The sequence below is a fragment of the Anaerococcus sp. AH8042_DFU013_CI05 genome (assembly GCF_047936775.1).
Taxonomy (GTDB): domain Bacteria; phylum Bacillota; class Clostridia; order Tissierellales; family Peptoniphilaceae; genus Anaerococcus.
The window spans coordinates 463,813-478,481 of the sequence record NZ_CP175954.1; the positions used below are offsets into that span (position 1 = coordinate 463,813).

Consider the following 14,669-nt stretch of genomic DNA (forward strand, 5'->3'; position numbering starts at 1 on the left):
ATGGCAAGTACAATTACAGAATTAATAAATGAAATGGAAGATGTTATGGATGAAGCAAGTGCTGTTCCATTTTCTAGAAAAGTATCAGTGGATCCAGACGAAATTTATGAAATATTAAATGAAATGAAAGATTCTCTACCTCAAGAAATTAAACAAGCTGAGTGGACTTATCAAGAAAAAGATAGAATTATTGGTGAAGCTAATGCTGAAGCTGATCGTAGACTAGCAGATGCTGATAAAGAAATCCAAAACTTCAAAGAACAAGCTAAAACTCAATACCAAAAAATGATTTCTGAACACGAAATCACTCTACAAGCTAGAACAGAAGCGGACAGAATCTTACAAGAAGCAGCAACTGAAGCAAATAAAATTAGACAACAATCATATGAGTATATTGATAAACTATTCTCATCTTCATCTGAAAACTTCAGTACTCTCGCTCAACAATTAGAAAAAAATAGAAGATCTATTCTAGAATCTAGATAATAAAAAAAGGCGCCATTAGTTTTCCTAATAGCGTCTTATTTTTTTTGTAAAATCCGTATTTAATTCTCTATTTGTAGAAATATTATATAGATTTGAAGCCTTAATCATTTGTGATAATATTTCTAGATCATCACCATCTAGATTATCCATATCTTTTTTTGTTAGTATTGATTTACTTTTTGCATTTTTAAAAATATATTCGCTTTTTTTATTAAATGCTAACACTCTGTAGAAATTTGGATCATAATCATTAAGCTTACTTGTATTATTTAAAATATAATTTAAAATCAATCTTTTAATCCTAGAAGAAGTGTATCTTTTAGTAGTGACTTCGTCTAAAAATTGCTCAAATGAATTGTTTTTACTAGCAATTTTTGAAAGATAATTATCTATTCCTTCTTCATATCCCAAAATATTTACCATTGGTTTTTTATCTATAAGCAGCAAAAATTTAAACAAATCATATTCATATTCCATATTAGGAATACCATAGTCTATTTTATTTTTTTCTAAAAGCTTATAAGAATAATCTGGGACATGATCTTTGTAGTCAGCGAAAATATTATTCCTAATTGCAGTTGATGAAGAAATTTTTTCTTTTCTTAAGTCACTATCCCTATTTAAAGATGATATTCTATTAATCGGTATAGCTTTAATTTTTGAATTAGTTTTTCTGATAGCTCTTATATATTCTAGGGCTAGTATATTATTTGCAGTGATAAAATCACTTTCTCCTAATATCTTAGAAGTAGCATCATAGCGAGCCTTGGTGAAAGATGAATTAGAAAGATTTGCCTTAGTTAATCTTTCAAGCTCACTGGATTTGTCAATTAATAAATTTACTTTTTTAAAAAAATCATCAGAATTTATATTCTCAATACCAAAACATAAATAATCTATGCCGATTTTTTCCAAAATTTTGATAGATCCTAGGGCAAAGTATTCTGCAGATTGTAAGGTGATAAATGTTGGCATTTCAATTATTATATCAAATCCAGCTTTGATGGCACTATCTGATCTAGCGAATTTATCTATTATTGCTGGTTCTCCTCTTTGAACATAGTTTCCGCTCATAATGCTTATAGAGATATCTACATTTGTTAATCTTTTTGCTTCATCCAATAAGTATTTATGGCCATTATGAAAGGGGTTAAATTCCGAAATTATTGCTAAAGTTTTCATAAAATCTTTATACCCCAATTGTATTTTATTTCATAAATAAGAATAATTTTAGATATATTTGAAATATAATTTTAATAAAATTTCCAAAAAAATACAGAATATGGTATAATAATGTAAACTAAATTTACATAGGAGGAATTATGATTTCTGCAAATGATTTAAGAAAAGGTGTTACTTTTGTATATGACAATGATGTTTATCAAGTAGTTGATTTTCAACACGTTAAACCAGGTAAGGGTGCTGCTTTTGTGCGTGCTAAAATTAGATCAGTTATGGGTGGGGGAACAAAAGATGTAACTTTTAACCCAAATGAAAAATTTGAAAATGCTGTTATCTCTACTACAGAAATGCAATATTTATACAATGATGGTACTCTATACTACTTTATGGATCCTGAAACTTTTGAACAAATTGGTATAGAATACGAGGCTGTAGAAGAAGCTATACAATACGTAAAAGAAAACGACTCAGTTCAAATCAAATTCTATGATGGCAATCCATTTAGTGTTGAAGCACCAAATTTTGTAGAACTAAAAGTTACAGAAACAGAACCTGCTATCAAAGGTGATACAGCAACAAACGTTACAAAACCAGCTACAGTTGAAACAGGTGCAGTAATAAACGTTCCAGTGTTCGTAAATGAAGGAGACACAATCAAAATTGATACAAGAACTGGAGATTATCTATCCAGAGTTTAAGGAGAAATGATGTCTAATAATTTTAGAAATGGGCAAGTAAAGATTGCAAATGAAATCTTAGATCAACTTGCTATCAGAGCAAGTGAAGAGATAAATGGAGTTTGCGGACAAGAAGAGAATGATAGTAAACTAAATATTTCGCAACATGGCCCAAAAAGTACAGTTACACATTCAAATGGTAAACTTTTAGTAGATCTTAGTGTAAATCTTGATAAAAATGTAAATGTAAGAAAAACAGTAAAAAATATTCAAGAAAATGTAGTAAGAGTTATTGAATCTATGACAGGCCTTAGTGTATCACGTGTAAATGTATCTGTGGACAAATTAGTAATCTAATGAAGCGTAGTAAGCAAAGAGAGTGGGTTTTTAAACTCATATATGAGGACAGTATAAATAAAATATCAGATGTTGAAAAAACATTGGAAAATCACAACATAGCTGATGAAGATTTTATAAGAGAATCTATAATTTCTTACAATAACAATTATGAAAATATAGAAAAAACTTTAGAAGAATCTTTAAAAAAGAGATATAGTCGTTTATCAAAAGTTGAGAAAGCAATATTATTTTTAAGCCTAAATGAAATGACCTACATGGATATCCCAGTTTCTGTTTCTATAAATGAAGCTGTGGAGCTTGCAAAAACTTATGCTGCTGACAATGATTACCAAATGATAAATTCAGTTTTAGGGAAAATTGTAAGAAAATAATATGTTAAAGGCTCTTTCTGTAAAACAATTTAACGAATATTTTAAAACTAGCATAAAACATGATCCCATCCTAACAAGAGTTTATATAAATGGTAGCCTTGCCAATATTAGGTTTAATGGCGCCCATTTATATTTTTCTCTTAAAGAAGGAAACGATATTATAGACTGCGTGATTTATTATTACGATGATAAGGATATTGATTTTGACTTTAAGGAGGGGATGGATGTTTTAGTTCGAGGTAATTTTTCCTATAACAACTATTCATCTAGAGTAGTCATAATTACAAATGAAATAAAGGAAAATGGAGTATCAGAAGAATATTTAAAGTTTATCAAAATGAAAGAAGACTTTAAAAATCGAGGATACTTTGATTTAGAAAATAAAAAACAAATTCCAAAACTACCCAAAAATGTAGGCCTTATAACTTCGAAAGATGGAGCAGCCATAGTAGATTTTGTTTCAGTAATCAATCAAAAACCGAATGATATCATTATAAAATTATTTCCAGTAAAAGTTCAGGGAAATGATGCAGTTGATTTGATTTTAAAAGGTTTAAATGATTTGGAAAAAATGAATTTAGATGTAATTGTAATTACACGTGGTGGGGGATCGAGCGAAGACTTGTCAGTTTTTAATGATAAGGAAATAATTGAACAAGTATTTAGGTCAAATACACCTATTATCTCAGCAATAGGACATAAAATTGATACAACCTTATTAGATTTGGTAGCTGACTTATCATTACAAACTCCAACCGAAGCAGGATCTTATATTATTGCAAATTATACAAATTTAGAAAGTGAAATGAAGAAAAATTTATCTTTGATGAAAGATATTGTTTTAGGTCAACTAAGGCTAAATGAATACAAACTTGCAATATTAAAACAAAAATTAAAAGTAGAAAATCCCAAAAACAGTGTTGAGCAAAAAAATAAAGATGTTAAAAGTTTAAAAATTGCTATGGACAAGGCAATAAAAAATAATATTGCCCATAATATAAGCAAACTCAATTTATTAGAAGCAAGACTGAAATCTGCAAAAACATTAATTGAATCTAGGAAAGAAAATATAGTGATCAAAAATGCTCACAATACTGAAATATTTTCAAAATATTCTATAAATATAGGGGATGAGATTGAAATCAACTTTAGTGATGGAAGGATAAAAGCAGTAGTTACTGATGGATAAATCATTTGAAGAAAATTTTAAAAAAATTGAAGAACTCTTAGAAAAATTAGAAGAAAACAAAGAAAACTTGGATGAGAGTATAAAGATATATGAACAAGCAAATGGTCTTTATGATGAGCTTAAATCTCAGCTTTCAGAATACCAAGCAAAAATTGAAGTAATAGGCAAGCATGAATAAGGAAATATTTCAAAAATCATTAAATGATAATAGAAATTTAATAGATAAGAAAGCAATTTCATATTTTACTGATAAATATAAGCTAGTAGAGCCCTTAGTTTATGCTATGGATTCTGGAAAAAGAATCAGAGCTAATCTTTATCTTGAAACTTTAAAAATGTTTAATAAAGTGATTACAAATCTAGATTTAAATTTTGCTTTAGCCTTGGAAATGGTTCATGCATATTCACTAGTTCATGATGATTTACCAGCTATGGATGATGATGATATGAGACGTGGAAAAGCATCTTTACATATTAAATTTGGTGAAGATATTGCAATATTAACTGGGGATGCTCTTTTAAATGAAGCAAGTTCATTAATATTTGATTTATCAAGTGAAAATTTAGATTATGCAAAGGCTGGAAGATATCTTTTTGAACACACTGGTTATAAGGGTATGGTCGAGGGTCAAGTATTAGACCTAAGATGTCCTGATCATTATAATAAAGATTATCTATTAAATGTCTATGATAAAAAAACTTCTGATTTATTTAAAGCTTCTATTGTTTCGGCTGCTATTGTTAGTAATTGTTCAGATCAAAAAGTGAAAAAATTAGAAGAATTTGCCTATAATTTAGGTTTGGCCTACCAAATCCAAGACGATTTATTAGAAGATAGCTATACAGATGAACTTAATATTTTAAATGTTTTAGATAAGTCCGCTGCTATAAAATTGTTAGATGATATAAACAAAAAAGCAAAATCATCGATATTAGAATTTGAAAATAACGATTTTTTATTATTTCTGATAGAATATCTATCAGTGCGCGAGAAATAAGGAAATAATATGAAAAAATATACTAGACAAAGACTAATACTTGATATTATTCAGAATAATGAAGTAAAAACTCAAAGCCAGCTTTCTCAAATGCTTAGGGATCATGGAGTTGATGCGACACAAGCTACAATTTCTAGAGATATCAAGGAACTTCGCATTTCAAAAGTACAAACAGATGATTATGAATATAAATATACTGTTGTAGATACAGTATATGATACTTTAAATGAGCGTATGGAAAAGATTTTTAAAGAGTCTGTACTTTCTGTTGAAAAAAGTGGACAATTTTGTGTGATAAAAACTATTTCATACTGTGCGACTGTTTGTGGCCAATATATTACAAATGCAAAACTTGAAAATATTCAAGGTATAGTAACAGGAATAGATACTATGTTTATTACACCACGAGATTTTGATGCCCTAGATGATTTGATAGAAGAATTAAGGGATATGGTTAGATAATGCTTTCTGAGCTGTTTATAGATAATTTTGTAATTATTAAAAGAAATCATATATTTTTTGAAGATGGATTTAATGTACTAACTGGAGAAACTGGATCTGGTAAGTCTTTAATTCTAGAGTCTATAAATTTGCTTTTAGGAAAAAGAGCTGACAAAGATATAGTAGGCCGTTTTGCAGATAAAACTGTAATCGAAGGAGTTTTTGAGCTTGATAAAAAGGCTAAAGATATACTTATAAATAATGGTGTTATATTTGATGAAGATGATAATAAACTAATAGTAAATAGAACTATTTCTCAAAAATCATCCACTTTGCGTATTAACGGGAGAGTTGCCAATCTTACTATACTTAGAGAAATATCACCAATTTTAATTGATATCTATAATCAAGGCGATTCTAATGCTTTTATGAACAAGGCAAACTATATTTATCTTATCGATAATTATTCTAACGATCAAGAAACTATCGATCTTAGAAAAATGATTAAGGCCTTAGTTAATCAAAAAAATGAATATTTAGTAAAATATAACAATCTAAATCTGTCAGATGAAGAAATAACTAGAGAACGAGACTTGATAAAATACCAAATCGAGGAAATTGATAAAATTGATTTGTTTTCTATAAATGAAGAAGAAATTGATGAAGAATACAAAAAGCTAAATAATATCAATGCTTTGCGAGAGTCTATAGAGCTTGCGAAGGGTGTGTTGGATAATAGCGATTATGATGTAAATTCAATCTCTTCAATGCTTGGAACAATACTAAGTGAAATTAATTCTTTTTCTGATATCGATAGTAAGGTAAGTGAGTTTTATGACAGAATTTCTGCACTAAATGATGAAGTCAATGATATTTATTCAGAGATGGATATTTATCAAGAAACTTTAACTGGAGATCCAGAAAGAGCTGCAGAATTAGAAGACCTTATAGAACACATTTATAATCTAAAGAGAAAATATGGGGCGAATATTGATGATATCATAGCCTATTATGATGAAATCTCAGCTAGAATTAAGGAACTGGATGAGATTGAAGATTTAAGAGATAATCTAGATGATATCTTATCCGATATTGACCAAAAGCTAGATAAAAATGCAAACAAACTCCATGAGATAAGAGTTAAAAAAAGTAAAATTCTTGAAAAAAATATAAATAAATCCATAGCTGATTTAAATATCAAAAATGGTTTGTTTAAGATAGAATTTAGTAAAAAAGAAAATATTGATACTACAGGAGCTGATGAAGTAGATTTTCTGATAAGAACAAATAAGGGAGAAGATTTAAAATCTCTTACCAAAACAGCATCAGGCGGTGAAATATCCAGGATTATGTTAGCCTTTAAAGAAATATTTGCTGATTTTGATAATGTAGATACAATGATTTTTGATGAAATTGATACAGGAATATCAGGAAGAACTGCCCAAATTGTAGGTGAAAAAATACTCGATTTATCAAACAAAAGGCAAGTAATAGCTATAAGCCATTTGCCACAAATTGCATCTCTTGCAAGCAATCATATACTGATTAGTAAAGAAGATGTGGGAGATTTTACTATATCATCTACACAAAAAATTGAAGGTAAAAAGCGTATATCGGAAATAGCTAGACTTATAGGCGGAGTAAATATAACAGATATAACCATAAATTCAGCAAGTGAAATGCTTGAAATGGCGGAGGAATTAAGAAATGAGCGAAAATAAATTTTACGAAACATCGATAAAATCAGATACTATTTATGATGGCAAAATTTTAAAACTCAGAGTTGAAACGGTAGAATTACAAAATAAAAAATATTCAAAAAGAGAAATTGTAGACCACCAAAAAGGAGTAGGCATTATAGCTTATGACGGCGATGATAAATTATGGATGGTTAGCCAATATAGGATTGCAGTTGATAAAGTAATGCTAGAAATTCCAGCAGGTCTAGTTGACCCAAATGAAGCTCCAATTGAATCTGCAAAAAGAGAACTACAAGAAGAAGTGGGATTTTTCCCAGAACAAATAGATTTCTTATTTACTATGCATGCATCTCCAGGATTTACAAATGATAAATTATTATTTTTTGTAGCAAAAGACTTAAAAGAATCAAAACTTGAATTAGATGAGGATGAGAACTTAGAAGCAAAATCTTATCCTATAGATGAGCTCTACAATATGGTAGAAAATGGCGAAATCACAGATGCAAAAACAATAATTGCTATTCAATATGCAATAATGAATAAAAATAATTAATGGAATTTACTATTGAACTAGAGGGCTTTACAGGCCCTTTTGATTTGTTATTAAAACTAATTGAAAAACAAAAAATTGATATTTACGATATTAATCTAGAAGATGTAACTAATGATTATCTATCGGAGATCGAAAAGCTGGACCCTGCTATAGAAGACTTAAGTAGTTTTATATACATAGCTTCAGTACTTTTAAATATAAAATCAAATAAACTATTACCTAGAGAAAAGGAAGAAAATCTAGAAGAAGATTTTATTGCGTATCTAATTGAGTACAAAAAAATAAAATCGGTTCAGGATGATTTAAAACTCTTAGAAGCAGAAGCTAGAAAAATTCATAGCAAATATGGGGAAGACTTGGCAAAATTTGAAGCAGAAGAAGAGATAATTACTAAAGATGTAAAAATTTTAGCCAATCAATTTCAAAAGCTTTTAAAAAGAATAGAAAAGGAAGAAAAACCTCAAAACATCATTTCTCAAATCAAGATACCAGATGTAAATGATTATTTATCAAGCTATAGAAAGGCTTTAGATATAAGAAATGATTTGAAACTTGATCTAATAATAAATGAAATCCATACAAAGGCAGAATGTATAGCAAGTTTCTTGGCACTTTTAGAACTTTGCAAGCTAAGAGAAATATATTTAGAACAAAATCAAGGAAATAAATTTCATATTAAAAAGAGAATGTAGGAAAAAATGGATAAAATTTATCTAAAAGGACTTATTGAAGAGGTTTTATACATTTGGGGTGAACCAATTGGTATAGAAGATCTCTCAACAATAATAACTGATGCAGATAAAAATCAAATAAAGATAGCTATCGATGAGATGGTTGCAGAAAGAAAGCAAAATCAAAGTGGGCTTTTGATAAATAATTTTGATGAAAAATACCAGTTTGTGACAAGGGTAAAACATGATAAGTATTTCTCTGCCCTTGTTAAAAAAAGCGAAAAAAAATTAACATCCTCAGCCTTAGAAACTCTATCAATAATTGCATATAAGCAACCAATAACTCGAGCAGAAGTTGATAAGATTCGTGGTATAAATTCTCAAACTACAATTGATAATCTTTTAGAACGTGGACTTATAAAAGAAAATGGACGCTTGGAGAAAATTGGCAAGCCGATTATTTATGTAACTACTACATTATTTTTGCAATATTTTAATATATCTTCCCTTAAAGAATTACCTGAAATTAAAGAGTTAGAAGAGGATAGTTATGAGGATTAATAAATTTATTGCCCAATCAGGATATACATCTCGTAGAAAAGCTGATCAGTTAATTTTAGCTGGAAAAGTAAAAATAAATGGGAATGTTTTAAATGAAATGGGATATAATGTAAAGGAAGATGATATAGTAAGCATCAATGGTGAGATATTAAAACTAGAAGAATATTTTTATTATAAACTAAATAAGCCAGTTGGGTATATAACAAGTAATTTTGACCCTCATAATGACAAAGATTTAAATAATCTAATTGACATTGACGAAAGATTTTTCGCGGCTGGTAGGCTCGATAAGGATAGCCATGGGCTTTTGATAATTACAAATGATGGAGATTTTACAAACTCTCTAATCCATCCTTCATCTGGGATTAGCAAAGAATATATAGTAAAAGTTGATAAATTGCTCAATCAAAATCAAATCGAAAAATTTAAAAGTGGTCTTGATATCGGTAATGGTGAGATGACATCAGATGCTGCTATTCGCTATATAAAAAATAACACATATATAGTTGCTATCCGCCAAGGATACAACCGCCAAATTAGAAGGATGTTTGCTGTGTTTGGATCAACTGTAATTGACCTAAAACGCACAAGAATTGGTGCAATACATCTTGATAAATTAGAAGAAGGCGAATACAGGAAATTTGATGACAAAGAAATGGAATTTGTTTCTTTATGGAAGGAATAGTTATCTATTTCTTTTTTTTATGGTAAAATTTTTATAGTATATGAAAAAAATAGGAATCATTGGAGCTGGAGCTAGTGGACTTTATGCTGCAATAAATTTAAAAAATCAAAATACAGATGTGACTATACTTGAAAAAAATGATAGGATTGGCAAAAAAATCCTCATGACTGGTAATGGTAGATGCAATATAACAAATGCAAAGTTTTATGATGAATTTTTAGAAAACATTGTGACAAATCAAAAGTTTTTATATTCATCATTTAGCCAGCATGATAACTATGCTAGCATGGATTTTTTTCAGAGCAAAGGTCTAGAATTAGTTACCGAAGAATATGATAGAGTATTTCCAAAATCTCAAAAAAGTACTGATGTAATAAGATTTTTCAAAAGAGAAATTATAAAAAATAATATAAAACTTATTACAAATACTGAGGTTTTAAGTATTAAAAAATTCGAAAAATTCTTAGTTAAAACTGATAAAAAAAATTACGATTTTGATTATTTAATCATTGCAACAGGTGGATTGTCATATCCAAATACTGGGGCAACTGGTGATGGATATAAATTTGCAAAAAACTTTGGACACAAAGTTACAAAAACAATTCCATCTTTAGTGCCTATTTTCTTTAAGGATAAAGATTTAGAAAATATAAAAGCCCTATCCCTTGAAAATATAGAAATAAAAGCAGAAACAAATAAAGGAGATTTTTCGCAATTAGGACCAGTTTTATTGACAAAAAACTTTATATCAGGACCTAGTGTTTTAAGACTATCTTCTTTTATAGTGGGAACAGATGTAAGACAAATTTCACTAAATTTATCAGTTTTAGATGAGAATGAACTTGATAAAACTCTAATAGAAATATTTGATAAAAATCCTAATAAGGATATATCAAATGTTTTAGACCCAATTTTACCAAATGCTTTAGTCCCAGTAGTAATAAAAAGAGCACACATAAATCCAGATAAAAAATCTAATCAAATTACAAAAGATGAGAGAAGTAGAATAGTAAAAAATATTAAAAATTTTACCTTGGATTTTGATAAATTCGGCGGATTTAATACTGCGGTTATTACTAAAGGCGGAGTAGATGTCAGAGATATCGATCCTAAAACTATGGAATCAAAACTAGTTTTTGATTTATATTTTGTTGGAGAAGTCTTAGACATAGATGCTTTAACTGGAGGATTTAATTTACAAATCGCATTTACAAGCGCATTTGCTGCAGCAAGTGCTATAAAGGAGAGAATATGACTTATATAATTGCCATAGATGGGCCAAGTGGTTCTGGAAAATCAACTATTTCAAATAAACTGGCAAAAATTTTAAATATAGAATACCTAAATACTGGTGCTATGTATAGGGCAGCAACTCTTTATTTTCTAGAACATTCTTTAAATGAAGACTCAAGTACTGAGGAAATATCAAAGGCCTTAAATAATATAAAAATAGATTTTAAGGATAATGAAATATTTTTAAATGATATAAATGTAGAAAATGAAATTAGGACAGATATTGTGACTAAAAATGTGTCATGGGTTTCTGCAATTGCTCTTGTACGAGAGAGACTAGTTGATATGCAAAGAGAAATTGCAAAAGAAAAATCATTTGTACTTGATGGTAGAGACATCGGTACTGTTGTATTTCCAAATGCTAAGTATAAATTTTATTTAACTGCAAATGCTAGGCAGAGGGCCATAAGAAGATTTGAGCAAAAAGAATCAAAACTAACAGTTGAAGAAATTGAACAAGCGATAATTTCCCGTGACCAATACGACTCCACACGTGAAATATCACCTTTAAAAAAAGCTGAGGATGCAATTGAGATTGATAACTCAAATTTAAATATAGATCAGACGATTGATCTAATACTAAAGAATATGGAAAAATCAGATGTTTTATAGAATTATAAGAATAATAGCTAAAATTTTTATATGGCCACTTTATAGAGTCCATGTAGTAGGATATGAAAATATACCAGCAGATAATTATATCTTATGTGCCAATCACAAATCTGGATTTGATCCGATATTTCTAGTAATAGCCTTTCCGCCTCAAATAAAATTTATGGCTAAAAAAGAATTGTTTGAAAACAAGTTTTTTGCCTGGTTATTAAAAGGACTTGGAGTTTTTCCTGTAGACCGTAAGGGTCGTGACTTAGCTAGCTTAAAAAACTCAATAAGCTTACTTAAAGAAGGAAAAACACTTGGAATCTTTCCAGAGGGAACGAGAACAAAAAATATATCTCGTGAGAATATGAAAGATGGTGTGGCCTATATTGCCTTAAAAGCGAAAAAGGATATATTGCCTGTTGAAATTGTTTCAACTTATAAACCTTTTAGAAAAACATATATTTATATAAATCAACCAATTAATGTAGATAAATATTTATCTATGAAATCAAAAGAGGCTATGGTAAAAATGACTGATGAGGTATTTTTAAATATCTATCAAACACAGCTAAGATAAAAGAAAGAGAAAAAAATGGAAATAATTATAGCAGAAAATTCTGGATTTTGTTTTGGGGTAAAAAGATCTGTTGATCTAGCTCATGAAGCCCTAGATAGCAAAAGAGATAAATATACAGTTGGACCGCTAATTCATAACCCACAATTAGTAGAAAAGTTAGAAAGTCAAGGATTAAAAGTTTTAACTAAAGAGCAAGCTCTTAAAATAAAGGATTCATTAATTGTAATTCGTGCCCATGGAGAAAGTGCTGAGTTTAAACAAGCACTCTTAGATAATGGAAATGAAATACTTGATGCGACTTGTCCGGTCCTAGGAAATATATATATAAAAATAACAGAAAAAGAGAAAGAAGGATACCAAGTTATTATTGTAGGGGACCCTGATCACCCTGAGATAATTGCTATGGACTCTTATTTAAAAAATGGTATAATAGTAGATGATGAGACTGAAGCAAAAAATATTAAAAGTGAAAAACCACTCTATGTTGTAAGTCAAACTACAAATAGAGCTGATTTTTACTATGATATTGCAAATACGCTCAAAGAAAATAATGGTAGTGTTGTGATAGAAAACACAATATGCAACGCAACTAAGCTTAGACAACAATCAGCAGCAGAGTTGTCAAAGGAAGTTGATTGCATGATTGTAGTTGGTGGTTTTAATAGTTCTAATACTAACAAGCTATATCAAGTAGTGAGTTTGTATAACAAAAATGTTTTTAGGATTGAGACTGTTAAAGATCTACCTTTGCAAAAGCTCTCGGAATTTAAAAAAATTGGAATAATCGCAGGTGCATCCACACCTGATGAGATTATTGAGGAGGTAGTTAGTAAAATGGACGAATTTACAAAAGAAGATTTTATGAATAGTCTTGAGGATAGTTTAAAAAAGGTATATCCAAAAGATGTTATCACAGGAACAGTTATCGATGTAAAAGATGATGAAGTTTTTGTTGATATCCAATACCGTGCAGATGGTATCATTAAACTTGACGAAATGACAGAAGAAGAACAAGAAAATCCTAAAGATCATTTTGAAGTAGGAACAGACATTGATGTTTATGTTATTAAACTAGATGATGGTGAAGGAAACGTAGCTCTATCAACAAGAAGAGTTCAAGGAATGAAAGTTTGGAAAGAACTTGCTGAAAAATTCGAAAACGAAGAATTAGTAACAGGTACAGTTTCAGGCTTTAACAAAGGTGGACTTACAGTTGATGTTGAAGGAGTAAGTGGTTTTGTACCAGCTAGCCAAGTTGCAACATACTTTGTTAAAAACTTCAAAAAATTTGTTGGTGAAACATGGGATTTAAAAATTGTTTCAATCGATGAAAGAAAAAATAGATTAGTTTTATCTCGTAAAGATGTTCTTGAAGAAGAACTTGACGAAAGATGGGATGAACTTGAAGAAGGTCAAGTACTTGAAGGTGAAGTTGCAAGACTTACAGACTTTGGTGCTTTCGTAGAAGTAAATGGACTTGATGGTTTACTTCACGTTTCAGACATTGCATGGACTAGAGTAGAAGTTCCATCAGATGTACTTAACGTTGGAGATACTATCGAAGTTAAAATATTAAAATTAAACAAAGAAAAAAATAGAATTTCTCTAGGTCGTAAACAACTACTAGATAAACCGTTCGATTCATTTGTAAATGAACACGAAGTATGTGATGTAGTAACAGGTAAAATTGTAAACTTACTTGACTTTGGTGCTTTCGTAGAAGTAGCTGATGGCGTAGAAGGACTAGTACACGTTTCAGAAATTTCTTGGGACCATGTAGAAAAACCATCTGATGAATTAAATGTAGGAGATGAAATCCAAGTTAAAATTATTTCATTAGATAATGAAGAAGAAAAAATTGGTCTATCAATCAAACAACTTGAAGAAGCTCCAGAAAGACCAGAAAGAAAACCTAGACGTGAAAAAAGAGAAAATACTAATAACAACAGACCAAGAAGAAAAGCTGAAAGATCTAACTCAAATAACTTTAGCTCAGATGCTGATCTAAACAACAACCTTGGTAACTTATTAGAACAAGCTCTATTTGCACAAGGTTCATCTGATTTAATCTCTGAAGACTCAGAAGTTGACAATGTAATTGATGATTTCGATTCTGTTGAAGCTCCAGAAGAAAATCTTGATCAAGAAGTTAACGAAGAATTAGCTACAGAAGCTGAAAAGCTAGACGATGAAGTAGTTGATGAAGACATCGTAACACTTGAAGATGAAGAAAATCTTGATCAACCAGCCGATGAAATCGATGATGTTGATGAAAATGAAGAAGAAATAGAATATTAATCTATAAATAAAATTAAAAATTAAAGA

The 14,669-nt window shown here is 29.5% G+C and carries 18 protein-coding genes; 17 read left to right on the top strand and 1 reads right to left on the bottom strand.

All coding sequences use genetic code 11. The annotated features are described in order from the left end of the window. A complete protein-coding gene (locus ACKRLN_RS02515; RefSeq protein WP_203127315.1) occupies nucleotides 1–486 on the top strand; it encodes an ATPase in 486 nt (161 codons plus the stop codon). 24 nt (nucleotides 487–510) lie between these two features. On the opposite strand, the gene ACKRLN_RS02520 is transcribed toward ACKRLN_RS02515, so the two are convergent. Then, nucleotides 511–1,668, bottom strand: a complete 1,158-nt coding sequence (locus ACKRLN_RS02520; RefSeq protein WP_416335176.1) for a nucleotidyltransferase family protein — start codon at nucleotides 1,666–1,668, stop codon at nucleotides 511–513. 140 nt (nucleotides 1,669–1,808) lie between these two features. Between ACKRLN_RS02520 and efp the strand changes: the two genes are divergently transcribed. The 16 genes from efp to ACKRLN_RS02600 are packed head-to-tail and all read left to right on the top strand — an operon-like array spanning nucleotide 1,809 to nucleotide 14,642. After that, nucleotides 1,809–2,366, top strand: a complete 558-nt coding sequence (efp, locus tag ACKRLN_RS02525; RefSeq protein WP_203127317.1) for an elongation factor P — start codon at nucleotides 1,809–1,811, stop codon at nucleotides 2,364–2,366. 9 nt (nucleotides 2,367–2,375) lie between these two features. Further along, nucleotides 2,376–2,702, top strand: a complete 327-nt coding sequence (locus ACKRLN_RS02530) for an Asp23/Gls24 family envelope stress response protein (RefSeq protein WP_416335177.1) — start codon at nucleotides 2,376–2,378, stop codon at nucleotides 2,700–2,702. Continuing rightward, complete coding sequence (nusB, locus tag ACKRLN_RS02535; RefSeq protein WP_296142614.1) at nucleotides 2,702–3,076, top strand: transcription antitermination factor NusB; 375 nt, start codon at nucleotides 2,702–2,704, stop codon at nucleotides 3,074–3,076. The genes ACKRLN_RS02530 and nusB overlap by 1 nt, the downstream gene beginning before the upstream one ends. Nucleotide 3,077: 1 nt before the next feature. Beyond that, nucleotides 3,078–4,265 (top strand): exodeoxyribonuclease VII large subunit, encoded by a 1,188-nt coding sequence (gene xseA, locus ACKRLN_RS02540; RefSeq protein WP_416335178.1) that lies wholly within the window; start codon nucleotides 3,078–3,080, stop codon nucleotides 4,263–4,265. After that, the gene (gene xseB, locus ACKRLN_RS02545; protein WP_296142621.1) at nucleotides 4,258–4,443 is read left to right on the top strand and encodes an exodeoxyribonuclease VII small subunit; all 186 of its coding nucleotides are present in this window, start codon (nucleotides 4,258–4,260) and stop codon (nucleotides 4,441–4,443) included. Before xseA ends, xseB begins: the two co-directional genes overlap by 8 nt. Continuing rightward, entirely contained in the window at nucleotides 4,436–5,263 is an 828-nt protein-coding gene (locus ACKRLN_RS02550; RefSeq protein WP_295885393.1) for a polyprenyl synthetase family protein, read from the top strand. Before xseB ends, ACKRLN_RS02550 begins: the two co-directional genes overlap by 8 nt. A 9-nt stretch (nucleotides 5,264–5,272) precedes the next feature. Next, a complete protein-coding gene (locus ACKRLN_RS02555) occupies nucleotides 5,273–5,725 on the top strand; it encodes an arginine repressor (protein ID WP_203127323.1) in 453 nt (150 codons plus the stop codon). Next, complete coding sequence (recN, locus tag ACKRLN_RS02560; RefSeq protein WP_416335179.1) at nucleotides 5,725–7,425, top strand: DNA repair protein RecN; 1,701 nt, start codon at nucleotides 5,725–5,727, stop codon at nucleotides 7,423–7,425. Before ACKRLN_RS02555 ends, recN begins: the two co-directional genes overlap by 1 nt. Continuing rightward, nucleotides 7,412–7,957 (top strand): NUDIX hydrolase, encoded by a 546-nt coding sequence (locus ACKRLN_RS02565; RefSeq protein ID WP_296142629.1) that lies wholly within the window; start codon nucleotides 7,412–7,414, stop codon nucleotides 7,955–7,957. The genes recN and ACKRLN_RS02565 overlap by 14 nt, the downstream gene beginning before the upstream one ends. After that, entirely contained in the window at nucleotides 7,957–8,649 is a 693-nt protein-coding gene (locus ACKRLN_RS02570) for a segregation and condensation protein A (RefSeq protein WP_203127326.1), read from the top strand. The genes ACKRLN_RS02565 and ACKRLN_RS02570 overlap by 1 nt, the downstream gene beginning before the upstream one ends. Nucleotides 8,650–8,655: 6 nt before the next feature. Next, a complete protein-coding gene (gene scpB / locus ACKRLN_RS02575) occupies nucleotides 8,656–9,189 on the top strand; it encodes an SMC-Scp complex subunit ScpB (RefSeq protein WP_203127327.1) in 534 nt (177 codons plus the stop codon). Then, nucleotides 9,179–9,874 carry a pseudouridine synthase gene (locus ACKRLN_RS02580; RefSeq protein WP_416335180.1) on the top strand — a complete coding sequence of 232 codons (696 nt, stop codon included), beginning with the start codon at nucleotides 9,179–9,181 and terminating at the stop codon, nucleotides 9,872–9,874. The genes scpB and ACKRLN_RS02580 overlap by 11 nt, the downstream gene beginning before the upstream one ends. 40 nt (nucleotides 9,875–9,914) lie before the next feature. Then, nucleotides 9,915–11,129 (top strand): NAD(P)/FAD-dependent oxidoreductase, encoded by a 1,215-nt coding sequence (locus tag ACKRLN_RS02585; protein WP_416335181.1) that lies wholly within the window; start codon nucleotides 9,915–9,917, stop codon nucleotides 11,127–11,129. Continuing rightward, the gene (gene cmk / locus ACKRLN_RS02590; RefSeq protein ID WP_203127330.1) at nucleotides 11,126–11,779 is read left to right on the top strand and encodes a (d)CMP kinase; all 654 of its coding nucleotides are present in this window, start codon (nucleotides 11,126–11,128) and stop codon (nucleotides 11,777–11,779) included. The genes ACKRLN_RS02585 and cmk overlap by 4 nt, the downstream gene beginning before the upstream one ends. Further along, on the top strand, nucleotides 11,769–12,344 hold the full coding sequence (locus ACKRLN_RS02595; protein WP_203127331.1) for a lysophospholipid acyltransferase family protein: 576 nt from the start codon (nucleotides 11,769–11,771) through the stop codon (nucleotides 12,342–12,344). The genes cmk and ACKRLN_RS02595 overlap by 11 nt, the downstream gene beginning before the upstream one ends. Nucleotides 12,345–12,359: 15 nt before the next feature. Next, nucleotides 12,360–14,642, top strand: coding sequence for a bifunctional 4-hydroxy-3-methylbut-2-enyl diphosphate reductase/30S ribosomal protein S1 (locus tag ACKRLN_RS02600; protein WP_416335182.1), 2,283 nt, complete (start codon nucleotides 12,360–12,362; stop codon nucleotides 14,640–14,642). Nucleotides 14,643–14,669: the final 27 nt, after the last annotated feature.